Source organism: Chryseobacterium sp. KCF3-3 (genome assembly GCF_045865955.1).
In the GTDB taxonomy this organism is placed as follows: domain Bacteria; phylum Bacteroidota; class Bacteroidia; order Flavobacteriales; family Weeksellaceae; genus Chryseobacterium.
In genome coordinates, this window is sequence record NZ_AP035792.1 from 226,608 (window position 1) to 244,515 (window position 17,908).

Genomic DNA, 17,908 nt, shown 5'->3' on the forward strand with positions numbered 1-17,908 from the left:
TTTTTTTATTGGACAAAAATACTAAAAAAAGCTTGAAGATGGGAGCTGGAGAATGGAAGTTACTATTTGTTATAAATGTACGTCCCTGAAATAAGTTGACTAAAAAAAGATCAATTTATTATGAAAGTAAACATCAGACTTATTAAAAAGAATAGGATTTATTCTGAAGAATTTAAACGTGAAATAGTTTCTCTCTTTGAAAAAGGCACCTACAGTACTCTTCAGCTGGAAAAACTTTATGGAATTAGTAATAGCAGCATTTATAATTGGATTTATAAATTTTCTACCTTTAACGAACCAGGACAAAGAGTTATTGAAATGAAAATAAGCAGTACACAAAAAGTTAAAGACTTAGAGGATCGTATCCGTGAGTTAGAACGCAGTGTGGGGCAAAAGCAGATCAAAATAGATTATTTGGAGAAGATGATAGATTTAGCTAAAACCGAATTACATATTGACATCAAAAAAAACTTCGCCACTCCACAATCCAATGGTTTAGATCAAACAAAGAAAAAGTAAACTATTCCATGAATATGTTTTATCGGTCCATTGGCGTGAGTAAACAGGCTGTACATCAACAGGTAAAAAGACAACAGGAATTTGATGTAAAACTGGCAGCATTGATCATGGATGCCGATGAACTAAGAAGGGAACATCCGGGTTGTGGAGTTGAAAAAATGTACTATACATTAAAACCTAACTTTATTGGTAGAGATAATTTTATAGAGATTTTCATGCAGTTGGGTTATCGTTTAAACATCAAGAAAAATTATAAAAGAACTACAATTGCCTCAAAGATTTATTTTCCTAATGTAATAAAAGGAATGAAAATATCATCTCCTTCTGCTCTCTGGCAATCGGATCTCACTTATATTCCAATTGAAGACAAGTTCTACTATGCCGTATTTATTATAGACGTTTATACCAAGAAAATTGTAGGCTTTAGTGTATCAGATCATATGCGTGCTTCAGCCAATTTGAAAGCTTTAAAAATGGCATTGAAAAATAACCAGCCTCCAAAGGTTCATCATTCAGATAGAGGAAGTCAATACACTTCAAGGGATTATATTGATTTATTAAAAGCCCATAACAGTACAATAAGTATGGGGGCTTCTGCTCAGGAGAACGCTTATGCAGAACGCATCAATAGAACCATAAAGAATGATTATATCCAATATTGGAATCCAAAGAACTTTGAGCAGCTTAAAAGGTTTATTAAAAAAGCGGTCAACCATTATAACACTAAACGACCGCATAATGCAATTGGTAAAATGTCTCCAGAAAAATTTGAAGAATATTGGAGACAAAATATGAACATTAATAAACCTATTTTGAATATATTTAACAATGAGATATTAAATAACAATACGGTCAACTCTAGTTAGGGATGTACAAAAAACAACAGATCAATAAAGTGAGAAGAATTCATTGATGGAAAAAAAGGAATGAGGAAAGGAAGATGGATGCTGGAAGGCGGAAGTTACTATTCGTTATAAAAATAAATTAAAGATTAAATAAAAAAATGTTCATGAAAAACGGATTTTTTGTTTCCTTAATCTTTACAAGCATCCAGCATCCGGCTTAATTATTTAGACTGATGATTCACATCATTTCTATGCTCTACAATTTCCAGATTGGAATCTACAAAATAAGCGCTTCCAAATCCGTTAACATAAGATCCTTTTACAGGTTGCAATGCAATTAAAATAAAATCTCCCATTTCGGAAATTACATCTACCACTTTTCCATGAGCTTCTTTAAGTTTTGCAACTACAGTATTCCATACTTCAGAATCTCTTTCAATCTGAGAAGTAGCTGCTTCAATTGTTAAACGTTCACGGGCATAGATCTGTTTGGTTGCTGATTCATCTTCAATAAACATAATGGATGTTTTTCTTCCGTCTGCAAGGTTTTTAGTATGTTTTGCCATGAAAGATACCAGAATATAAAAAGTCTGATCTACCTGTACAAAAGGAGCATAACTTGAGTTAGGATTTCCTTCTGCATCCACAGTAGCCAGAATGATGCTCTTAGAAGCATTGATTAATTCTTTTACTTTAGGAGTAACTGGCTTGGCTTTCTTTTCTGTATGAGTTTGATTCATAATATATTTATTTATCAGCTAAAATTAACTATTTATATTAAGACTAAATAATATTAACTCATGTTTAATCTCATAAAACTGAACTTGGTTTGCCGTTTTTATATCTTAATTATAAATCGTAATTTTGCCTTTCGTTATCAATTGAATTTAAAAACTATTCATTACATATGAGTACTACAACACAATACGTTCCTTATAAAGTTAAGGACATCTCCCTTGCAGAATGGGGTAGAAAAGAAATTACCCTTGCAGAAGCAGAAATGCCTGGTTTGATGGCTATCCGTGAAGAATACGGACCATCTCAGCCACTGAAAGGAGCAAGAATCGCCGGATGTCTTCACATGACAATCCAAACGGCTGTGCTTATCGAGACTCTGGTAGCTTTAGGAGCTGAAGTTACATGGTCATCTTGTAATATTTTCTCTACACAGGACCACGCTGCTGCTGCTATTGCTGCTGCTGGAATTCCGGTGTATGCTTGGAAAGGTTTAAATGAAGAAGAATTTGACTGGTGTATTGAGCAGACTTTATTCTTTGGTGAAGACAGAAAACCATTAAACATGATTTTGGATGATGGTGGAGATTTAACAAACATGGTTTTTGATAAATATCCTGAGTTCACAAAAGATATCAAAGGTCTTTCTGAAGAAACCACTACAGGGGTTCACAGACTTTATGAAAGAATGAAGAACGGAACTTTAGTAATGCCTGCAATCAACGTAAATGATTCTGTTACTAAATCTAAATTCGACAACAAATACGGATGTAAAGAATCTGCTGTAGATGCAGTAAGAAGAGCTACAGACGTAATGCTAGCTGGAAAAAGAGTGGTAGTTTGCGGATACGGAGACGTAGGTAAAGGTACTGCTGCTTCATTCAGAGGAGCTGGTTCTATCGTTACTGTTACAGAAATTGATCCAATCTGTGCGCTTCAGGCTGCTATGGACGGTTATGAAGTAAAAAGATTAGACACTGTAGTAGACAATGCTGATATCATCATTACTACAACAGGTAACTTCAACATCGTAAGAGGAGAACACTTCCTTAAAATGAAAGATAAGGCGATCGTTTGTAACATTGGTCACTTCGATAATGAAATCGATATGGCTTGGTTAAACAAAAACTACGGTCAGACTAAATCTGAAGTGAAGCCTCAGGTAGATATCTATACAATTGAAGGAAAAGAAGTAATCATCCTTGCAGAAGGTAGATTGGTAAACTTAGGATGTGCTACAGGTCACCCAAGTTTCGTAATGTCTAACTCTTTCTCTAACCAGACGTTGGCTCAGATCGAATTATGGAACAACTCTGCAGCTTATGGAAACGAAGTATACATGCTTCCTAAGCACTTAGATGAAAAAGTAGCTGCTTTACACCTTAAGAAATTAAGCGTAGAGCTTGAAACTCTTTCTCCTGAGCAGGCTGAGTACATCGGAGTAGACGTAAAAGGGCCATTCAAGCCTGAGTACTACAGATACTAAGATCTCAACAAAACATGATATGATCCCACTATTTCTAAGATAGTGGGATTTTTTTATGCGGAGAAATAAAGCATTCGTTATTTTTGTCACCTAAAAAAATAACATGAAAAAATTCTTATTTCTGGGACTCATGAGTTCTGTTGTAATCTTTAACAGCTGCAGCAGTAATGATGATAATGAGGGAAACAATACCTCTTCTAAGGTGTTATTGAGCAAAGTCACTATAGTTTATTATGACAATCCGGCTCAGCCACAGACAAGCATAGAAACTCTGGAATACAATAATCAGGGTGAGCTTATCAAAACATCGACAGCTTTAGGAACTTCCAGGTTCGAATACAGTAACGGAAAACCAACTAAAACTACCTATTATAAACCAGATGGTACGGTAGACTATTATTCAGCTTATACTTACAATGGAGATCTGCTTACCACGGTTAAGGCCATCTATACTACAAATCCGGATTACAACAGAACGATTACCTATAAATATAATACCAACGGACAGATGATTTCTTCATCCCTTTGCCAGTCACCAGCCTGTTCCAATCCCATCGTAGATACTTTTACTTATGATGGAAACAATATTTCAACAGAAATTTCAGAAGGTGGAGGATCCAGCTACAGCACAAAAATTGTTTACTCTTATGATGATAAACAGAACCCATACATCAATATCAACAAATACTTAAAAATTATGATGGGAAGAGCCTATGCTGTAAGCCAGAACAATTATCTGACGGAAAAAATCAGCTTTAAAAGTAATGGCGTATGGACACAAAACCAAACCCGAACTTCCACCATTCAATACAACAGCGCCGGTTTCCCTACTCAGGTAATTTCAAAAGAAGCCAACGGAAACCTTTCCGCTCAATATACTTACGAATATATCACTCAATAATACAAAGCTCTCCAATTTGGGGAGTTTTCTATGAACTAAATATTTTTTGTCCCCTTCATGGCTATTATACCAATAATCGATATATTTAGTTCTTATTTAATGAAAACTTTTAATACATGAAAAACCAATTATTTATTGGATTGATGAGTTCATTTTTATTTCTCAACTGCAGTAGCAATAATGACGAAAATAATGAACCCAACCCTTCGGATCCTCAAATATTATTAAGTAAAGTCACTACAGTTTATTATACAAGCCCCTCCGGGCCGCATACCAGCATTACAAAATTAGATTATAACAGTCAGAAACAGTTATTTAAAATTACATCAGAAACTACAACCTCCGTTCTGGAATATGATGGTGCCGGAAAACCTTCAAAAATTACTTACCAGAAAGCAGATGGTACCGTAGCTTATTATGAAACCTTTACATATAATGGGGATCAGCTTGCGATGATCAAGAAAGTAGCCCCGGATACACAGTATAACACAACAATGACGTATACCAATGGTAAAGTTACTGCCAGTTCCACTTGTGAGTCTTCCAACTGTTCCATCCCGTCTACCATGTCATATACTTATAGCGGTGATAATGTTTCCGAAGAAATATCGGTCGCTGATGGTATTGGCGGTCCACATACTGATAAAAAAGAATATTCATATGATAACAAAGTAAATCCCTATTCTTTGATGGGCAAATATTTTAGAATGATTATGGGAGGAGCAGATTTTTTAAGTCAAAATAATTATACCACAATAAAAATAAGTGGCAAAGACGGCACTGGAAACTGGAGCCAAATTATGAATTTTACCTATCAGATAGAATATAATAGTAATCAGTTGCCAACTCAGGTCATGGTGAAACTGGATAATAATGATTATGCAAAATATACTTACGAATACATCACTCAATAAAACAAAGCTCTCCATTTTGGGGAGTTTTTTTATGAGCTGATTCCCGCTATCCGCTCATACTCCTCACGCCGGGCTCGCCTACGCATCAGCCCTCTACTCTTCTGCCTATGTTCCGGGGTAACCGCTGCTATCGGGGCTAGGGAGGAAATTATAAATTATAAATGATGAATTATGAATAGGGCTGTATTATTCAATAGGAACGGGCTTGAGCCCGTTTTACATTAAATAAAAATACATTCATCGGCTTTAGCCGAAACATAAACTTACTCCACATAGCAATTCAGTATTTTTCCCATATTTTCCCTTTGCCAGAGCTCTATTTATAAAAAATGAATATCTTAGCCCTCTTAAATAAAACATTAAACTATGAAAAAACAAAGAGTATCGAATGCATTCGTCGCTGCGTCGTGGGTAGCATTGGGAGCGGGAATGATTGGCTTTATTGTGGGGCTTGCAAGAGCAGAAATGCTGCTGAATGAGAAGGGATATTATTTCACCATCCTTCTTTATGGTTTATTTGCTGTAGTTTCTTTACAGAAAGCAGTACGTGACAGATTAGAAAACATTCAGGTAACAGATATTTATTATGGAATCTGCTGGTTTGCCACATTATCATCCATTGTATTACTGGCCATCGGACTTTGGAACGCCACCATCCTTCCCAGCGAAAAAGGTTTTTATGCCTTTGCCTTTCTACTGGCACTCTTCGGAGCCATCGCAGTTCAGAAAAACACCCGTGATAATATGCTTCAGGAATAAAGTAAACTCTCCAAAACGGAGAGTTTTTTATTTAAATAATTTCATTAAAATTTATAAATTACTACAAAATTCATATTTAAGTTAAAAATATATTAAGTTTTTTGCTATTTTAGTAGTGCTTATTTCACAAACTAATGACATGTACAAAAAACTCTTATTTTCTACTCTATCTATTCTATTATTTCAGCTTTCAAAAGCACAAAACGAATTTATCACCATTTGGAAAACCCAAAGTTCCCAACTCATTAAATTTCCCGGGAGAGGAACCAATTTCAAAGTCTACTGGGAGGAAGTAGGATATCCTCAGCATAACGGGACGATTAATAATGTAACTTCTACTACTGAATTTACGATCAACGTAGGAATACCTTTCAATCCTACTCCATCTCAGGCCAGCTACAGAATTAAAATCAGTGACGGTAACGGAAGTTTTGATCAGGTAAGATTCTTTGACAATACATTAGTTCCAGCTTATAATGCTTCAGACCGTTCAAAAATTACTCAGATTACCCAATGGGGAAATATAAAATGGAAAAGCTTCGACAATGCTTTTGTGTACTGTGATAATATGGACGTAACAGCCACTGATGTTCCAGACCTCAGCCTCGTTACAAGCATGCGCCAGATGTTTTATTTATGTATTTCACTTATCGGCAATCCTTCTTTTAATACATGGAACACCTCCACCATCACCGATATGTATTATATGTTTGGTGACGATAATCTCTTTAACCAGCCTTTGGGAGACTGGGATACTTCGAATGTTACAGATATGTCATATATGTTTGACTATACAGGATTCAACCAATCTTTGAGTAAATGGAACACAGCAAAGGTGACCACCATGGAACACATGTTTCATGATTCAGAAAATTTCAACCAGGATCTTCAGAACTGGAATACAGGGAGTGTCACCAATATGAACGAAATGTTCCGTGGAACTGCTTTTAACCAAAATATCGGAAGGTGGAATCTAAGTTCATTAACAACAGCTAGCGATATGTTTCTCAATTCTGCTATGAGCTGCCTGAATTATGACAAAACCCTTTTTGGATGGAGCCAGAGTTCTTCAACACCTAATAATATTGATTTATCAAGTGCTTCTCCATTAATTTATTCTCATGCTGATGCAGTAGCTGCCAGAAATTATTTAATGAATAATAAGGGCTGGACTATATCGGGCGACGTTTACAACGGACTCTGTAACCAGACCCTTTCAGCTTCTGAAACGGAGATGAGTACTAAAGCTACCATCTATCCCAATCCGGCAACAGATATCATTCATTTGAAAAACATTCCACATCCGGTAAGTTTTATCATCACCGATATGAGTGGAAGAACTACTGTCAAAGAGAACCTGAAAAACGATAAGATTCCCGTTCACGTTTTAACTCCGGGGAATTATATCTTACAGATTATGACAAAGGGTTCAACAATTTCATTTCCATTCATAAAAAAATAACCCTCAACAAAACTAATAACCATAAACTATGAACATGATTTTAAAAAAAATTCCAATACTCATTTTTCTTTTGCTGATCTTTCTGGCAAAGGCACAAAATGAATTTATCACAGTATGGAAACCCAGTCTTACCCCACCTAACTATCCTTATGCAGGAATTCCTGTTAACTCAAACAATAATCAGATCTGGTTTCCAGGAATAGGAACGAATTACCAGATCTATTGGGAGGAAATTGGCTACCCTACACATAATGCCACTTTAACGAATGTAACTTCTACCTCTCAGCTTCTGATCGACTTCGGAGTGCCACAAAATCCCAATCCGGCAGATGCTACCTACCGGTTGAAAGTAAGCAATGGAAACGGAATTTTTCACCAGATAAGGTTTGCCGACTGGGACATGTTCAATGATAACGGAATTGTAGGTGATGTACATAAAATCCAGTTGATAGAACAATGGGGAAATATTCAGTGGTCTTCTATGGAACAGGCATTTCAGGCTTGCAAAATTTTAGATTTTACGGCAACAGATATTCCTGATCTGAAAGAAGTAACTGATATGTCTTACATGTTTTTAGGTTGTTATGGTTTAGTGGGAAATTCCAGTATCAATACCTGGAATATTTCCAATGTAACGACGCTGCTGGGAACATTTTCAGGATGTTTTGTATTCAATCAGCCGGTTGGAGACTGGAACACATCCAATGTTACCATGATGGGGATAACATTCTCTGCGGCTAAAATTTTCAACCAGCCACTGGCCAATTGGGATACTTCTAAAGTTACTGCTACTGCCGCTATGTTTAGTGGAGCAACCCTGTTTAACCAACCTATTGGGAATTGGGATATGTCCAGTAATCTTGATGCAGAATTTATGTTTTCGCATGCTATCAATTTCAATCAACCACTCGGAAACTGGAATACAACACAAATCATCGAAATGAATAATATGTTTTTGGGTGCAAAAGTTTTTAATCAGGACATCAGCAGCTGGGATACCCAAAATGTCAAATTCATGCATGGTATGTTTTATAATGCAGAAAACTTCAACAGTAATATTTCCAATTGGGACACCAGAAAAGTAGAATGGATGGCTGAAATGTTCAGGGGGGCAAAAAGCTTCAATCAGGATATAGGAAAATGGAATGTAAGTTCAGTAAAAAGTATGAACGATATGTTCAATGATGCCCTTATTTTCAACCAAAATCTTGGAAAATGGAATCTCAGTTCATTATTATATGCATCCAATATATTCAAAAATTCGGCATTAAACTGCCAGAATTATGACAGCACACTGTATGGCTGGAGCCTGAACCCTTCTACTCCCAATAATATTAATATATCCTCTGTTTCACCTCTTACGTATTCTCACAATGCAGCAGTAACGGCAAGAAACTACCTCATCAATACCAAAGGCTGGACAATCAGTGGAGATACCTACAACGGAGAATGTCAATCCTTCCTTGGAACTTCGGATGTAAAAGTTAAAGGTGAGCTCAGCATTTACCCCAACCCTGCCAGTCATATTATTTATGTGAAAAATTCTACTGCTAAAGACTTTAAAATTATTGATATGAGCGGCAGAATTGTTTTAAGCGGGAATTTGACAGATGCACAGATCAACATCCAGACTTTAACTTCCGGGAATTACATTTTGCAACTGTATTCAAAAGAAGATATCCAAAACCTGAAATTCATCAAAAAATAACTATACAACTAATACCTATAAATAATAAACATGATTTTAAAAAAAATTCCTACACTTATTTTTCTCATGCTGGCTTTCATTGCGAAAGCTCAGGATGAATTTATTACCATCTGGAAACCCGCATCTACTGTATTACCAGCAGTAAATGTAGACGCTCCCTATCAGGCCACTACACAGCAAATATGGTTTCCCGGAATTGGTGATAATTATGATATTTATTGGGAGGAAGTAGGTTATCCTCAGCACAATGGTTCCCTTCTAGATGTAACTTCCACCAAACAGGTTCTTATCGACTTCGGAACGTCAATCGCAGAAAAAAATGATGCAAAATACAGGGTAAAAGTTACGAATGGTAACGGAATTTTCAGGCAAATAAAATTTGGAACGCCTCAATTATATCCTGGTCCTGAGCAAGTTTTTCCTATCTGGCAGATCAATGGAAGTTCAGATAAAATACTGGAAATAGAACAATGGGGCAATATTTCATGGACTACCATGGAGAGTGCCTTCAGTCTGTGCAGGCTTATGCAGCTTACAGCAACAGATACTCCCAATCTTAATAATGTGGAGGATGCTTCTTTCATGTTTTATGGCACTACCAGTTTTATGGGTGCCAGCTCTATGCAAAACTGGGATACTTCGAAAATTAAGAATTTTAGTTTTATGCTTTCTCTTTTATTTGATGTGAATCCTTCTACTGCCGTAATAGAACAGTTCAACTCACCTTATCTGGACAGCTGGAATATGTCTTCAGCCACCAACCTCAGCTATATGTTGGGAAACAGAACAGTTTTTAACCAGACTCTCAATAGCTGGGATGTCTCAAAGGTGACAGATATGAGCTGGATGTTTGGACAATGTTTAAGCTTCAATCAGCGTCTGGATAACTGGGATACTTCAAGCTTAGAAGACATGCATTTTATGTTTCATATGATTCCTGTTTTCAATCAGCCATTGAACTGGAATACTTCCAAAGTGACCAATATGGCGCATGTATTTCATGGCTGTACAACCTTTAATCAGCCTTTAGACAATTGGGATATGACAAAAGTGACCAGAATAGACCAGATCCTTAATTTTGCTTCAGGTTTCAATCAGTCATTAGGAAACTGGAACTTAGTTTCTCTTACCAATGGGAATGCTTCTTTAACAATGTCTGGTCTTAATTGTGAAAATTACAGCAAAACCCTTCTGGGATGGGCAGACAATCCCAATATAGCCAACAATGTTTCATTAGGTTCCGTACAAGGATTAAAATATGCTTCTAACGTATCAGACAAAAGGGATATTCTCATCAATAAAGGCTGGTCAATAGTAGGTGATGTGGTGGGAAGTTGCTTACTCTCTTCATCGGATGTAAGACTGAACAAAAAGCTTTCGTTATATCCTAACCCTACAGTGGATGACATTCATGTTGAAGGATTAAGCGATATAAAGAGTTATAAAATTTATGATGCCAGCGGAAGATTGGTAAAAGAAGGAAATCCCAATAATGAAATCATCAATGTAAGTTCTTTACCTAAAGGAAATTACATTTTGCAGCTGATGTTGAAAGAAAAAACAATCTCTTCAAAATTCATCAAGAAATAAAAACAAAAAAGCCTCGCAGAAAAGTGAGGCTTTTATTTTTGAGTTTAAAACTCAACTATTTATCAAAATGATTAGGATGCTGGGCTTTGATATCATCTACCGTTCCCAGTACTTTATCTTTTAAAGAATCCTGATATTTCTGAAGCTTAGCAGCTACTTCTTCATTACCGCTTCCTAAGATTTTTGCGGCTAAAATTCCTGCATTCAAAGCACCGTTCAAAGCTACAGTAGCTACAGGAATTCCTCCAGGCATCTGAAGAATAGATAATACAGAATCCCATCCGTCTATAGAATTACTGGACAAAATCGGAACTCCGATTACCGGAAGTGTCGTGCAGCTTGCCACCATTCCCGGAAGATGTGCTGCTCCTCCTGCTCCAGCTACAATGACCTTCAGACCTCTTTCCTGAGCAGTCTTTGCATAATCGAACATTCTTTCCGGTGTTCTGTGTGCTGAAACTACAGTTAATTCATAAGGGATATCAAGGCTTTTAAGAAAATTTGCAGCCTGTTCCATGATCGGCAGATCACTCTGACTGCCCATAATAATTCCTACCATCTTCAATTTTATTAGATGTTCAAAGATAAAAAATAAAGATGGAAGTTGGAAGAAGGAAGATGGAAGTTCTGTACATCCCTAACTAGAGTTGACCGTATTGTTATTTAATATCTCATTGTTAAATATATTCAAAATAGGTTTATTAATGTTCATATTTTGTCTCCAATATTCTTCAAATTTTTCTGGAGACATTTTACCAATTGCATTATGCGGTCGTTTAGTGTTATAATGGTTGACCGCTTTTTTAATAAACCTTTTAAGCTGCTCAAAGTTCTTTGGATTCCAATATTGGATATAATCATTCTTTATGGTTCTATTGATGCGTTCTGCATAAGCGTTCTCCTGAGCAGAAGCCCCCATACTTATTGTACTGTTATGGGCTTTTAATAAATCAATATAATCCCTTGAAGTGTATTGACTTCCTCTATCTGAATGATGAACCTTTGGAGGCTGGTTATTTTTCAATGCCATTTTTAAAGCTTTCAAATTGGCTGAAGCACGCATATGATCTGATACACTAAAGCCTACAATTTTCTTGGTATAAACGTCTATAATAAATACGGCATAGTAGAACTTGTCTTCAATTGGAATATAAGTGAGATCCGATTGCCAGAGAGCAGAAGGAGATGATATTTTCATTCCTTTTATTACATTAGGAAAATAAATCTTTGAGGCAATTGTAGTTCTTTTATAATTTTTCTTGATGTTTAAACGATAACCCAACTGCATGAAAATCTCTATAAAATTATCTCTACCAATAAAGTTAGGTTTTAATGTATAGTACATTTTTTCAACTCCACAACCCGGATGTTCCCTTCTTAGTTCATCGGCATCCATGATCAATGCTGCCAGTTTTACATCAAATTCCTGTTGTCTTTTTACCTGTTGATGTACAGCCTGTTTACTCACGCCAATGGACCGATAAAACATATTCATGGAATAGTTTACTTTTTCTTTGTTTGATCTAAACCATTGGATTGTGGAGTGGCGAAGTTTTTTTTGATGTCAATATGTAATTCGGTTTTAGCTAAATCTATCATCTTCTCCAAATAATCTATTTTGATCTGCTTTTGCCCCACACTGCGTTCTAACTCACGGATACGATCCTCTAAGTCTTTAACTTTTTGTGTACTGCTTATTTTCATTTCAATAACTCTTTGTCCTGGTTCGTTAAAGGTAGAAAATTTATAAATCCAATTATAAATGCTGCTATTACTAATTCCATAAAGTTTTTCCAGCTGAAGAGTACTGTAGGTGCCTTTTTCAAAGAGAGAAACTATTTCACGTTTAAATTCTTCAGAATAAATCCTATTCTTTTTAATAAGTCTGATGTTTACTTTCATAATAAATTGATCTTTTTTTAGTCAACTTATTTCAGGGACGTACATTCTTTTAATCACAAATAAAACCTCTTGCCATTAAGACACCAACTTTACCCTACTCAAATCTGTATCACCAAAAATTGAACGAACTGTACCCATTCTTTTTCTTATAAAAATTCTAATTTTGTTTGTTACACTACTTACATACGTTGAAAGATTATAAACTTATTTTTGCTGTTCTCACTGTTGCCATTGTCTGGGGAACAACTTTTTTGGCCATTCGTGTTGCTGTGGAAACAATTCCTGCCTGGTTTGTAGCCGGAATCCGACAGTTTCTGGCTTCTGTTATCATGCTTGTTGTTCTTCTTTCCAGAAAGGAATTCAAGTGGATTGGCTGGAAGAGTTTAGGCTACCAGATTATATTCGCATCCCTGATGCTGGTCGTTGCCAATGGAATGACCACGGTGGCTGAAGAAACTGTCTCGAGCAGTCTTGCCTCGTTAATCAGTGCATGCTCACCTATTCTCGTATTTCTGGGAAGTGTGGCTGTAGGATTACAGAAATTCAGTTTGCGGGCGCTTAGTGGTGTTCTCCTTTGTTTCAGCGGAATTCTTTTTATTTTCTGGGACGGACTTAAAGATCTTGCCAACCCTGATTACAGAATGGGAATGATTTTCCTGTTCTGCGCCATTGCAGGTTGGGCTTCAGGAACTATTTTCACAAAAAAACTCAATATTCAGAGCGGAAATATAACGTTGAATCTGTTTTATCAGTTTCTGTTTGCAGGAGTTGTTCAGGTTATTCTTGCATTTCTGTTTTCTGAAAATTATAACTTTGGAAACTGGACGATTAAAAGTATTTCAGCCATGTTATATCTTGCTGTCTTTGGTTCTGTAGCGGCTTTTTTTGCCTTCCATTATGCACTGACAAAAATTTCACCGGTACAGGTTTCTATCCTTGCTTATTTCAACACCATTATTGCTATATTTCTAGGCTGGCTGATTATGGACGAAAAAGTTACTGTTAAGTTTATTCTCGCTGCAGCAATGATTATCTGTGGTGTTTTTATTATCAATTACAAACCGGGAATGTTCAAAAGACAAAGGGTTGAATGATAAACCTATTTCAAACCACAAAAGACATAAAAGTTTGCAAATCCTTGTGCTTTTAAAGGTATTATATGAATTTTTGAAAAGCTCACAAAATTATTTAAGATTAAAAAAGAATCTGTGCTAATCTGTGTCATCCGTGGGCTAAAAAATGCATTAAGACTTTCAATAAAATCACTGATCGCTATTATAAACCCCATTCGCTTTTAACCATATCAAAAACAGATCCATCCATTCTCCGGTATTCGTTCCTTTTTTACCCATTCCCCAGCCATGACCGCCTGATTGAAATAAGTGCAGTTCGGCAGGAATTTTATGATCTTTCAATGCCTGATACATCAGAATACTATTTTCTACAGGAGAAATAGGATCATCTTCAGACTGCGCCAAAAAAGTGATGGGTGTCTGAGCATTCACCTGCTTTTCAACAGACAGCTTCATCTGATCACTTCTGTCAGAATCTTTTCCTAATAAAGATTTAAATGAATGGGTCATATTATTGGGTGGCAACATAGATACTACAGGATAAATCATTGCTGTAAAGTTGGGTTTTGCAGAAATCAAATCAATATCATCCTGAGGAGGATAATAATTTGTATTGAATGTAGAGGAAATATATCCCGCAAGATGTCCGCCAGCAGAAAACCCAAGTACCCCGATTTTATCCGGATTTATTTTGTATTTCCCTGCATTTTTTCTAATAATTCGCAAAGCACGCTGAGCATCCTGAAAAGGAACATATTTTGTTGTCCAGTCTTCTCCCGGAAGTCTGTATTCAAGCTCAAAAGCAGTAATTCCCAGAGATTTCAGCCATTCTGATGCAGGATAACCTTCTGATCCGGATTCAATGTGGGCATAGCCACCACCGCTGATCACTAAAACAGCAATTCCGTTGGGATTGACTGGTTGATGGATGATAAGCTTCGGTGTACTTACATTTGTAAGAGAACCTTTTGGAGAAACCTTATTTTCACCTCCGGGCCCGGGACCATCCGGTATTGATTTCCAAAGATTGATAGAAGGTAACTGAGCAGAAAACATTCCTGCAATAAACAAAAAAGAGAAAAAAATATTTTTCATTTCGTTCAGTTTTAATCTTAAAACAACATCAATAATCTTACCTAACCTATCCCACTGTTTTTAAACTTATTAAATATAATTAAAATCAGATATGCTTCAGTTGGGTTTTGTATTTACTTCATTTTCCTTATATTGTATACTCCAACCGATACAATATGCTGAAAAACACATTTTTTTTATTTCTGACCGCCTCTTTCCTTTTGATAAGCTGTGACTACAAAGAGAAAGAGAAGAACCTGACAGACAGGGAGAAACAACTTTTAGACAAAGAGAAACTATTCGCTAAGAAAGAATCCGAGTACCAGTCACTTCTGAAAATGAGAGACAGTATTTTTTCCAAAAAAGATTCTGTAGTGATTACCGCTGCATGGCCTACGGAAATTTCCGGCCCATGGAATGGTAAAGTAATCTGTACAGAATCCAACTGCAGTGAATATGCAGTAGGCGACCAACGTACTGACATCTGGGAATTCGATAATGATTCTACCCAGCCTATTACCAAAATCATCAACAACAATAATCTGGTAAGGCTGTATACGGGCAAGTTTGAAAACAATGAGATCAGACTGTCTTTCAAAACCGATTCTACAGCCAAAAAGAATGTAGAAATGAGCGTTCTTCTTAATGATATTTCGGACAACAAGATCAAAGGAACCAGAACCATCACTTCTGATGGCTGTACCGCCAAGTTCTCTGTTGAATTAGTACGTTCCACAAAATAAACACCTATGATTTTACTGAGTATACACAACCTGAGTCTTCCTATAGAAGATCCGGTACTGAAGTTCCTGTTGGTACTGGTCATCATCCTTGCAGCACCATTGCTGCTTAATAAAATTAAAGTTCCACACCTTTTGGGGCTTATCATCGCCGGAGCTATTATTGGTCCAAACGGATTCAATGTATTGTCCAGAGACAGCAGTATTGTAGTAACCGGAACCACCGGACTTCTTTACATTATGTTTCTGGCAGGGCTAGAGATTGATATGGGCGACTTTAAAAAGAACAAGTGGAAAAGTCTCACCTTTGGTATTTATACCTTTACCGTTCCTTTTGTATTAGGATATCTGGGTGGATATTACCTTCTTCACTTTTCAATGCTTACCTCTATTCTTTTTGCCAGTCTTTTTTCTTCTCACACCCTTATTGCGTATCCGTTGGTGAGCAAGTTGGGAATTGCGAAAAATAAGGCGGTTAATATCACTGTTGGAGGTACAATGATCACAGATATTCTTGCCTTATTGGTACTTGCCGTGATTGTGGGAATGTCTCAAGGGGACGTAGGAACAGAATTTTGGGTTAAACTATCCGTTTCTTTTGTTGTTTTTGCCCTCATTGTACTTATTGTATTCCCTATTATAGGCCGTTGGTTTTTCAAAAGAGTGGATGACAAAATCTCTCAGTATATTTTTGTACTGGTTATGATTTACCTGGCTGCAATGCTGGCTGAACTGGCTGGTGTAGAAGCCATCATCGGGGCATTCTTTGCAGGATTAGCTTTAAACAGACTTATTCCTCACACCTCTTCTCTGATGAATAGAGTTGAGTTTGTGGGAAATGCCATCTTTATTCCTTTCTTCCTGATCAGTGTAGGAATGTTGATTGATTTCAAGGTATTCTTCAAAAGCTGGGAAACCCTGGAAGTAGCCGGAATTATGCTGGTAGCATCCATCGGAGGAAAGTATCTTTCTGCTGTGGCCACTCAAAAGACATTCAGGCTGACCAAAGAGGAAGGAAAACTGATTTTCGGATTAAGTTCGGCTTCCGCAGCAGCAACACTGGCTTCAGTAATGGTAGGATATAACATCATCCTTTCTGAAACTGAAACCGGAGAACCGGTAAGATTACTGAATGAACACGTTCTGAACGGAAGTATTTTGCTGATTCTTATTTCGTGTACCATCTCTTCTTTCATTTCTATGGCAAGTGCCCAGAAAATTGCAGAAAGTGACAATGAAGATACAGTTTCCGGGAATACCCACGAGGAAGAAAGCATTCTCTTAGCCATTAATCATGAGGCAACTGTTGAAAGAATGGTGAATCTGGGAATCCTGATCAAAGCCCATTCTAATACAGAAGATCTTTTTGCCCTGAATGTAATCAATGAAGATAAAAACGAATCTTCAGTAAAGAACGCAGAGAAACTACTCCATCAGGCAGCAGATGCGGCAGCGGCAGCGGATGTTAAACTTCAGGCTCTAAAAAGATATGACAATGATGTCATCAATGGAGTAAATAATGTGATTAAAGAACAGAAAATAACAGATCTTATTATCGGACTGGAAGACGAAAAAGGGTTCTCTCCTTCTTTTGTATACAATCTTTATAATGGTTATCTGCAGAATGATGATGTGAATGTACTGGTTTACCATGCTGCACAACCGCTTTCCACTATTAAAAAATATGCTGTGATGATTCCCGAAAATGCTCATCAGGAAGCAGGATTCTTCCATGCCTTGCTGAGAGTCTGGAATATTGCCCGAAATTCAGGTGCTACAGTTGTCTTTTATGCTCCGGAAAATATCCTTGATATTCTTCAGAAAATCATTAAAAAAGCCAATATAGAAGCTGAATTTATTATCATGAATACCTGGCAGGATGGTGAAAGAACCGCTGCCCAGCTGAAAGATGATGAAGCTTTAATTATTCTGATGGCAAAACGCGGAATGAAATCTTATATTCCAAGAATGAGGCTGATTCCTGAACTTCTGAACAGAAATCTGAGCGATAACAATTATCTTCTCATTTTCCCTTTCTCAGAATATGATAAAAACAGTCCGGAAATACGTTCGGTAGGAAATCATGGAGATTTCGTGGAGATTGGAAATGTGATTCAGAAGATTTTTAAGTAAGAGAAGGGAAGCTGGAAGACGGATGATGGAGGTGATCGATGTATGAATAATCACTTTTTATTAAATC

General features: G+C 36.7%; 17 protein-coding genes. 12 read left to right on the forward strand and 5 right to left on the reverse strand.

Annotated elements, in window-relative coordinates:
• Positions 1 to 120: 120 nt before the first annotated feature.
• Complete coding sequence (locus ACKTTZ_RS01050) at positions 121 to 519, forward strand: transposase (RefSeq protein ID WP_034697610.1); 399 nt, start codon at positions 121 to 123, stop codon at positions 517 to 519.
• Positions 520 to 527: 8 nt separating this feature from the next.
• Entirely contained in the window at positions 528 to 1,385 is an 858-nt protein-coding gene (locus ACKTTZ_RS01055; protein ID WP_081906501.1) for an IS3 family transposase, read from the forward strand.
• A 200-nt stretch (positions 1,386 to 1,585) separates the two neighbouring features.
• Here ACKTTZ_RS01055 and ACKTTZ_RS01060 read toward each other — a convergent pair whose 3' ends face one another.
• A complete protein-coding gene (locus ACKTTZ_RS01060; protein WP_253317632.1) occupies positions 1,586 to 2,104 on the reverse strand; it encodes a pyridoxamine 5'-phosphate oxidase family protein in 519 nt (172 codons plus the stop codon).
• 167 nt (positions 2,105 to 2,271) lie between these two features.
• Here ACKTTZ_RS01060 and ahcY point away from each other — a divergent pair, with 167 nt between their 5' ends.
• From ahcY to ACKTTZ_RS01095, 7 genes are all read left to right on the forward strand, one after another.
• Positions 2,272 to 3,585 carry an adenosylhomocysteinase gene (gene ahcY / locus ACKTTZ_RS01065; protein ID WP_034699895.1) on the forward strand — a complete coding sequence of 438 codons (1,314 nt, stop codon included), beginning with the start codon at positions 2,272 to 2,274 and terminating at the stop codon, positions 3,583 to 3,585.
• A gap of 103 nt (positions 3,586 to 3,688) precedes the next feature.
• On the forward strand, positions 3,689 to 4,486 hold the full coding sequence (locus ACKTTZ_RS01070; protein ID WP_407847021.1) for a hypothetical protein: 798 nt from the start codon (positions 3,689 to 3,691) through the stop codon (positions 4,484 to 4,486).
• 116 nt (positions 4,487 to 4,602) lie between these two features.
• Positions 4,603 to 5,400, forward strand: a complete 798-nt coding sequence (locus ACKTTZ_RS01075) for a hypothetical protein (RefSeq protein ID WP_253317634.1) — start codon at positions 4,603 to 4,605, stop codon at positions 5,398 to 5,400.
• A 366-nt stretch (positions 5,401 to 5,766) separates the two neighbouring features.
• Positions 5,767 to 6,159 carry an inner membrane protein YiaA gene (yiaA, locus tag ACKTTZ_RS01080; protein WP_034699887.1) on the forward strand — a complete coding sequence of 131 codons (393 nt, stop codon included), beginning with the start codon at positions 5,767 to 5,769 and terminating at the stop codon, positions 6,157 to 6,159.
• A gap of 139 nt (positions 6,160 to 6,298) precedes the next feature.
• Positions 6,299 to 7,621: a BspA family leucine-rich repeat surface protein gene (locus ACKTTZ_RS01085; protein ID WP_407847022.1), complete on the forward strand. Its 1,323-nt coding sequence runs from the start codon at positions 6,299 to 6,301 to the stop codon at positions 7,619 to 7,621.
• 34 nt (positions 7,622 to 7,655) lie between these two features.
• Entirely contained in the window at positions 7,656 to 9,329 is a 1,674-nt protein-coding gene (locus ACKTTZ_RS01090) for a BspA family leucine-rich repeat surface protein (protein ID WP_185103760.1), read from the forward strand.
• A gap of 30 nt (positions 9,330 to 9,359) precedes the next feature.
• Positions 9,360 to 10,919, forward strand: coding sequence for a BspA family leucine-rich repeat surface protein (locus tag ACKTTZ_RS01095; RefSeq protein ID WP_081906530.1), 1,560 nt, complete (start codon positions 9,360 to 9,362; stop codon positions 10,917 to 10,919).
• A 55-nt stretch (positions 10,920 to 10,974) separates the two neighbouring features.
• Here ACKTTZ_RS01095 and purE read toward each other — a convergent pair whose 3' ends face one another.
• The 3 genes from purE to ACKTTZ_RS01110 form a co-directional block, all read right to left on the reverse strand.
• Complete coding sequence (gene purE / locus ACKTTZ_RS01100; RefSeq protein WP_034699885.1) at positions 10,975 to 11,478, reverse strand: 5-(carboxyamino)imidazole ribonucleotide mutase; 504 nt, start codon at positions 11,476 to 11,478, stop codon at positions 10,975 to 10,977.
• 78 nt (positions 11,479 to 11,556) lie between these two features.
• Positions 11,557 to 12,414 carry an IS3 family transposase gene (locus tag ACKTTZ_RS01105; protein WP_081906501.1) on the reverse strand — a complete coding sequence of 286 codons (858 nt, stop codon included), beginning with the start codon at positions 12,412 to 12,414 and terminating at the stop codon, positions 11,557 to 11,559.
• A gap of 8 nt (positions 12,415 to 12,422) precedes the next feature.
• Positions 12,423 to 12,821 (reverse strand): transposase, encoded by a 399-nt coding sequence (locus tag ACKTTZ_RS01110; protein WP_034697610.1) that lies wholly within the window; start codon positions 12,819 to 12,821, stop codon positions 12,423 to 12,425.
• A gap of 188 nt (positions 12,822 to 13,009) precedes the next feature.
• Here ACKTTZ_RS01110 and ACKTTZ_RS01115 point away from each other — a divergent pair, with 188 nt between their 5' ends.
• Positions 13,010 to 13,915 carry an EamA family transporter gene (locus ACKTTZ_RS01115; protein WP_034699882.1) on the forward strand — a complete coding sequence of 302 codons (906 nt, stop codon included), beginning with the start codon at positions 13,010 to 13,012 and terminating at the stop codon, positions 13,913 to 13,915.
• A gap of 168 nt (positions 13,916 to 14,083) precedes the next feature.
• Here ACKTTZ_RS01115 and ACKTTZ_RS01120 read toward each other — a convergent pair whose 3' ends face one another.
• Complete coding sequence (locus tag ACKTTZ_RS01120) at positions 14,084 to 14,989, reverse strand: alpha/beta hydrolase (RefSeq protein WP_407847023.1); 906 nt, start codon at positions 14,987 to 14,989, stop codon at positions 14,084 to 14,086.
• 155 nt (positions 14,990 to 15,144) lie between these two features.
• Here ACKTTZ_RS01120 and ACKTTZ_RS01125 point away from each other — a divergent pair, with 155 nt between their 5' ends.
• On the forward strand, positions 15,145 to 15,711 hold the full coding sequence (locus ACKTTZ_RS01125; RefSeq protein WP_034699877.1) for a hypothetical protein: 567 nt from the start codon (positions 15,145 to 15,147) through the stop codon (positions 15,709 to 15,711).
• Between the two features lie 6 nt (positions 15,712 to 15,717).
• The gene (locus ACKTTZ_RS01130; RefSeq protein ID WP_034699875.1) at positions 15,718 to 17,841 is read left to right on the forward strand and encodes a cation:proton antiporter; all 2,124 of its coding nucleotides are present in this window, start codon (positions 15,718 to 15,720) and stop codon (positions 17,839 to 17,841) included.
• Positions 17,842 to 17,908 lie beyond the last annotated feature (67 nt).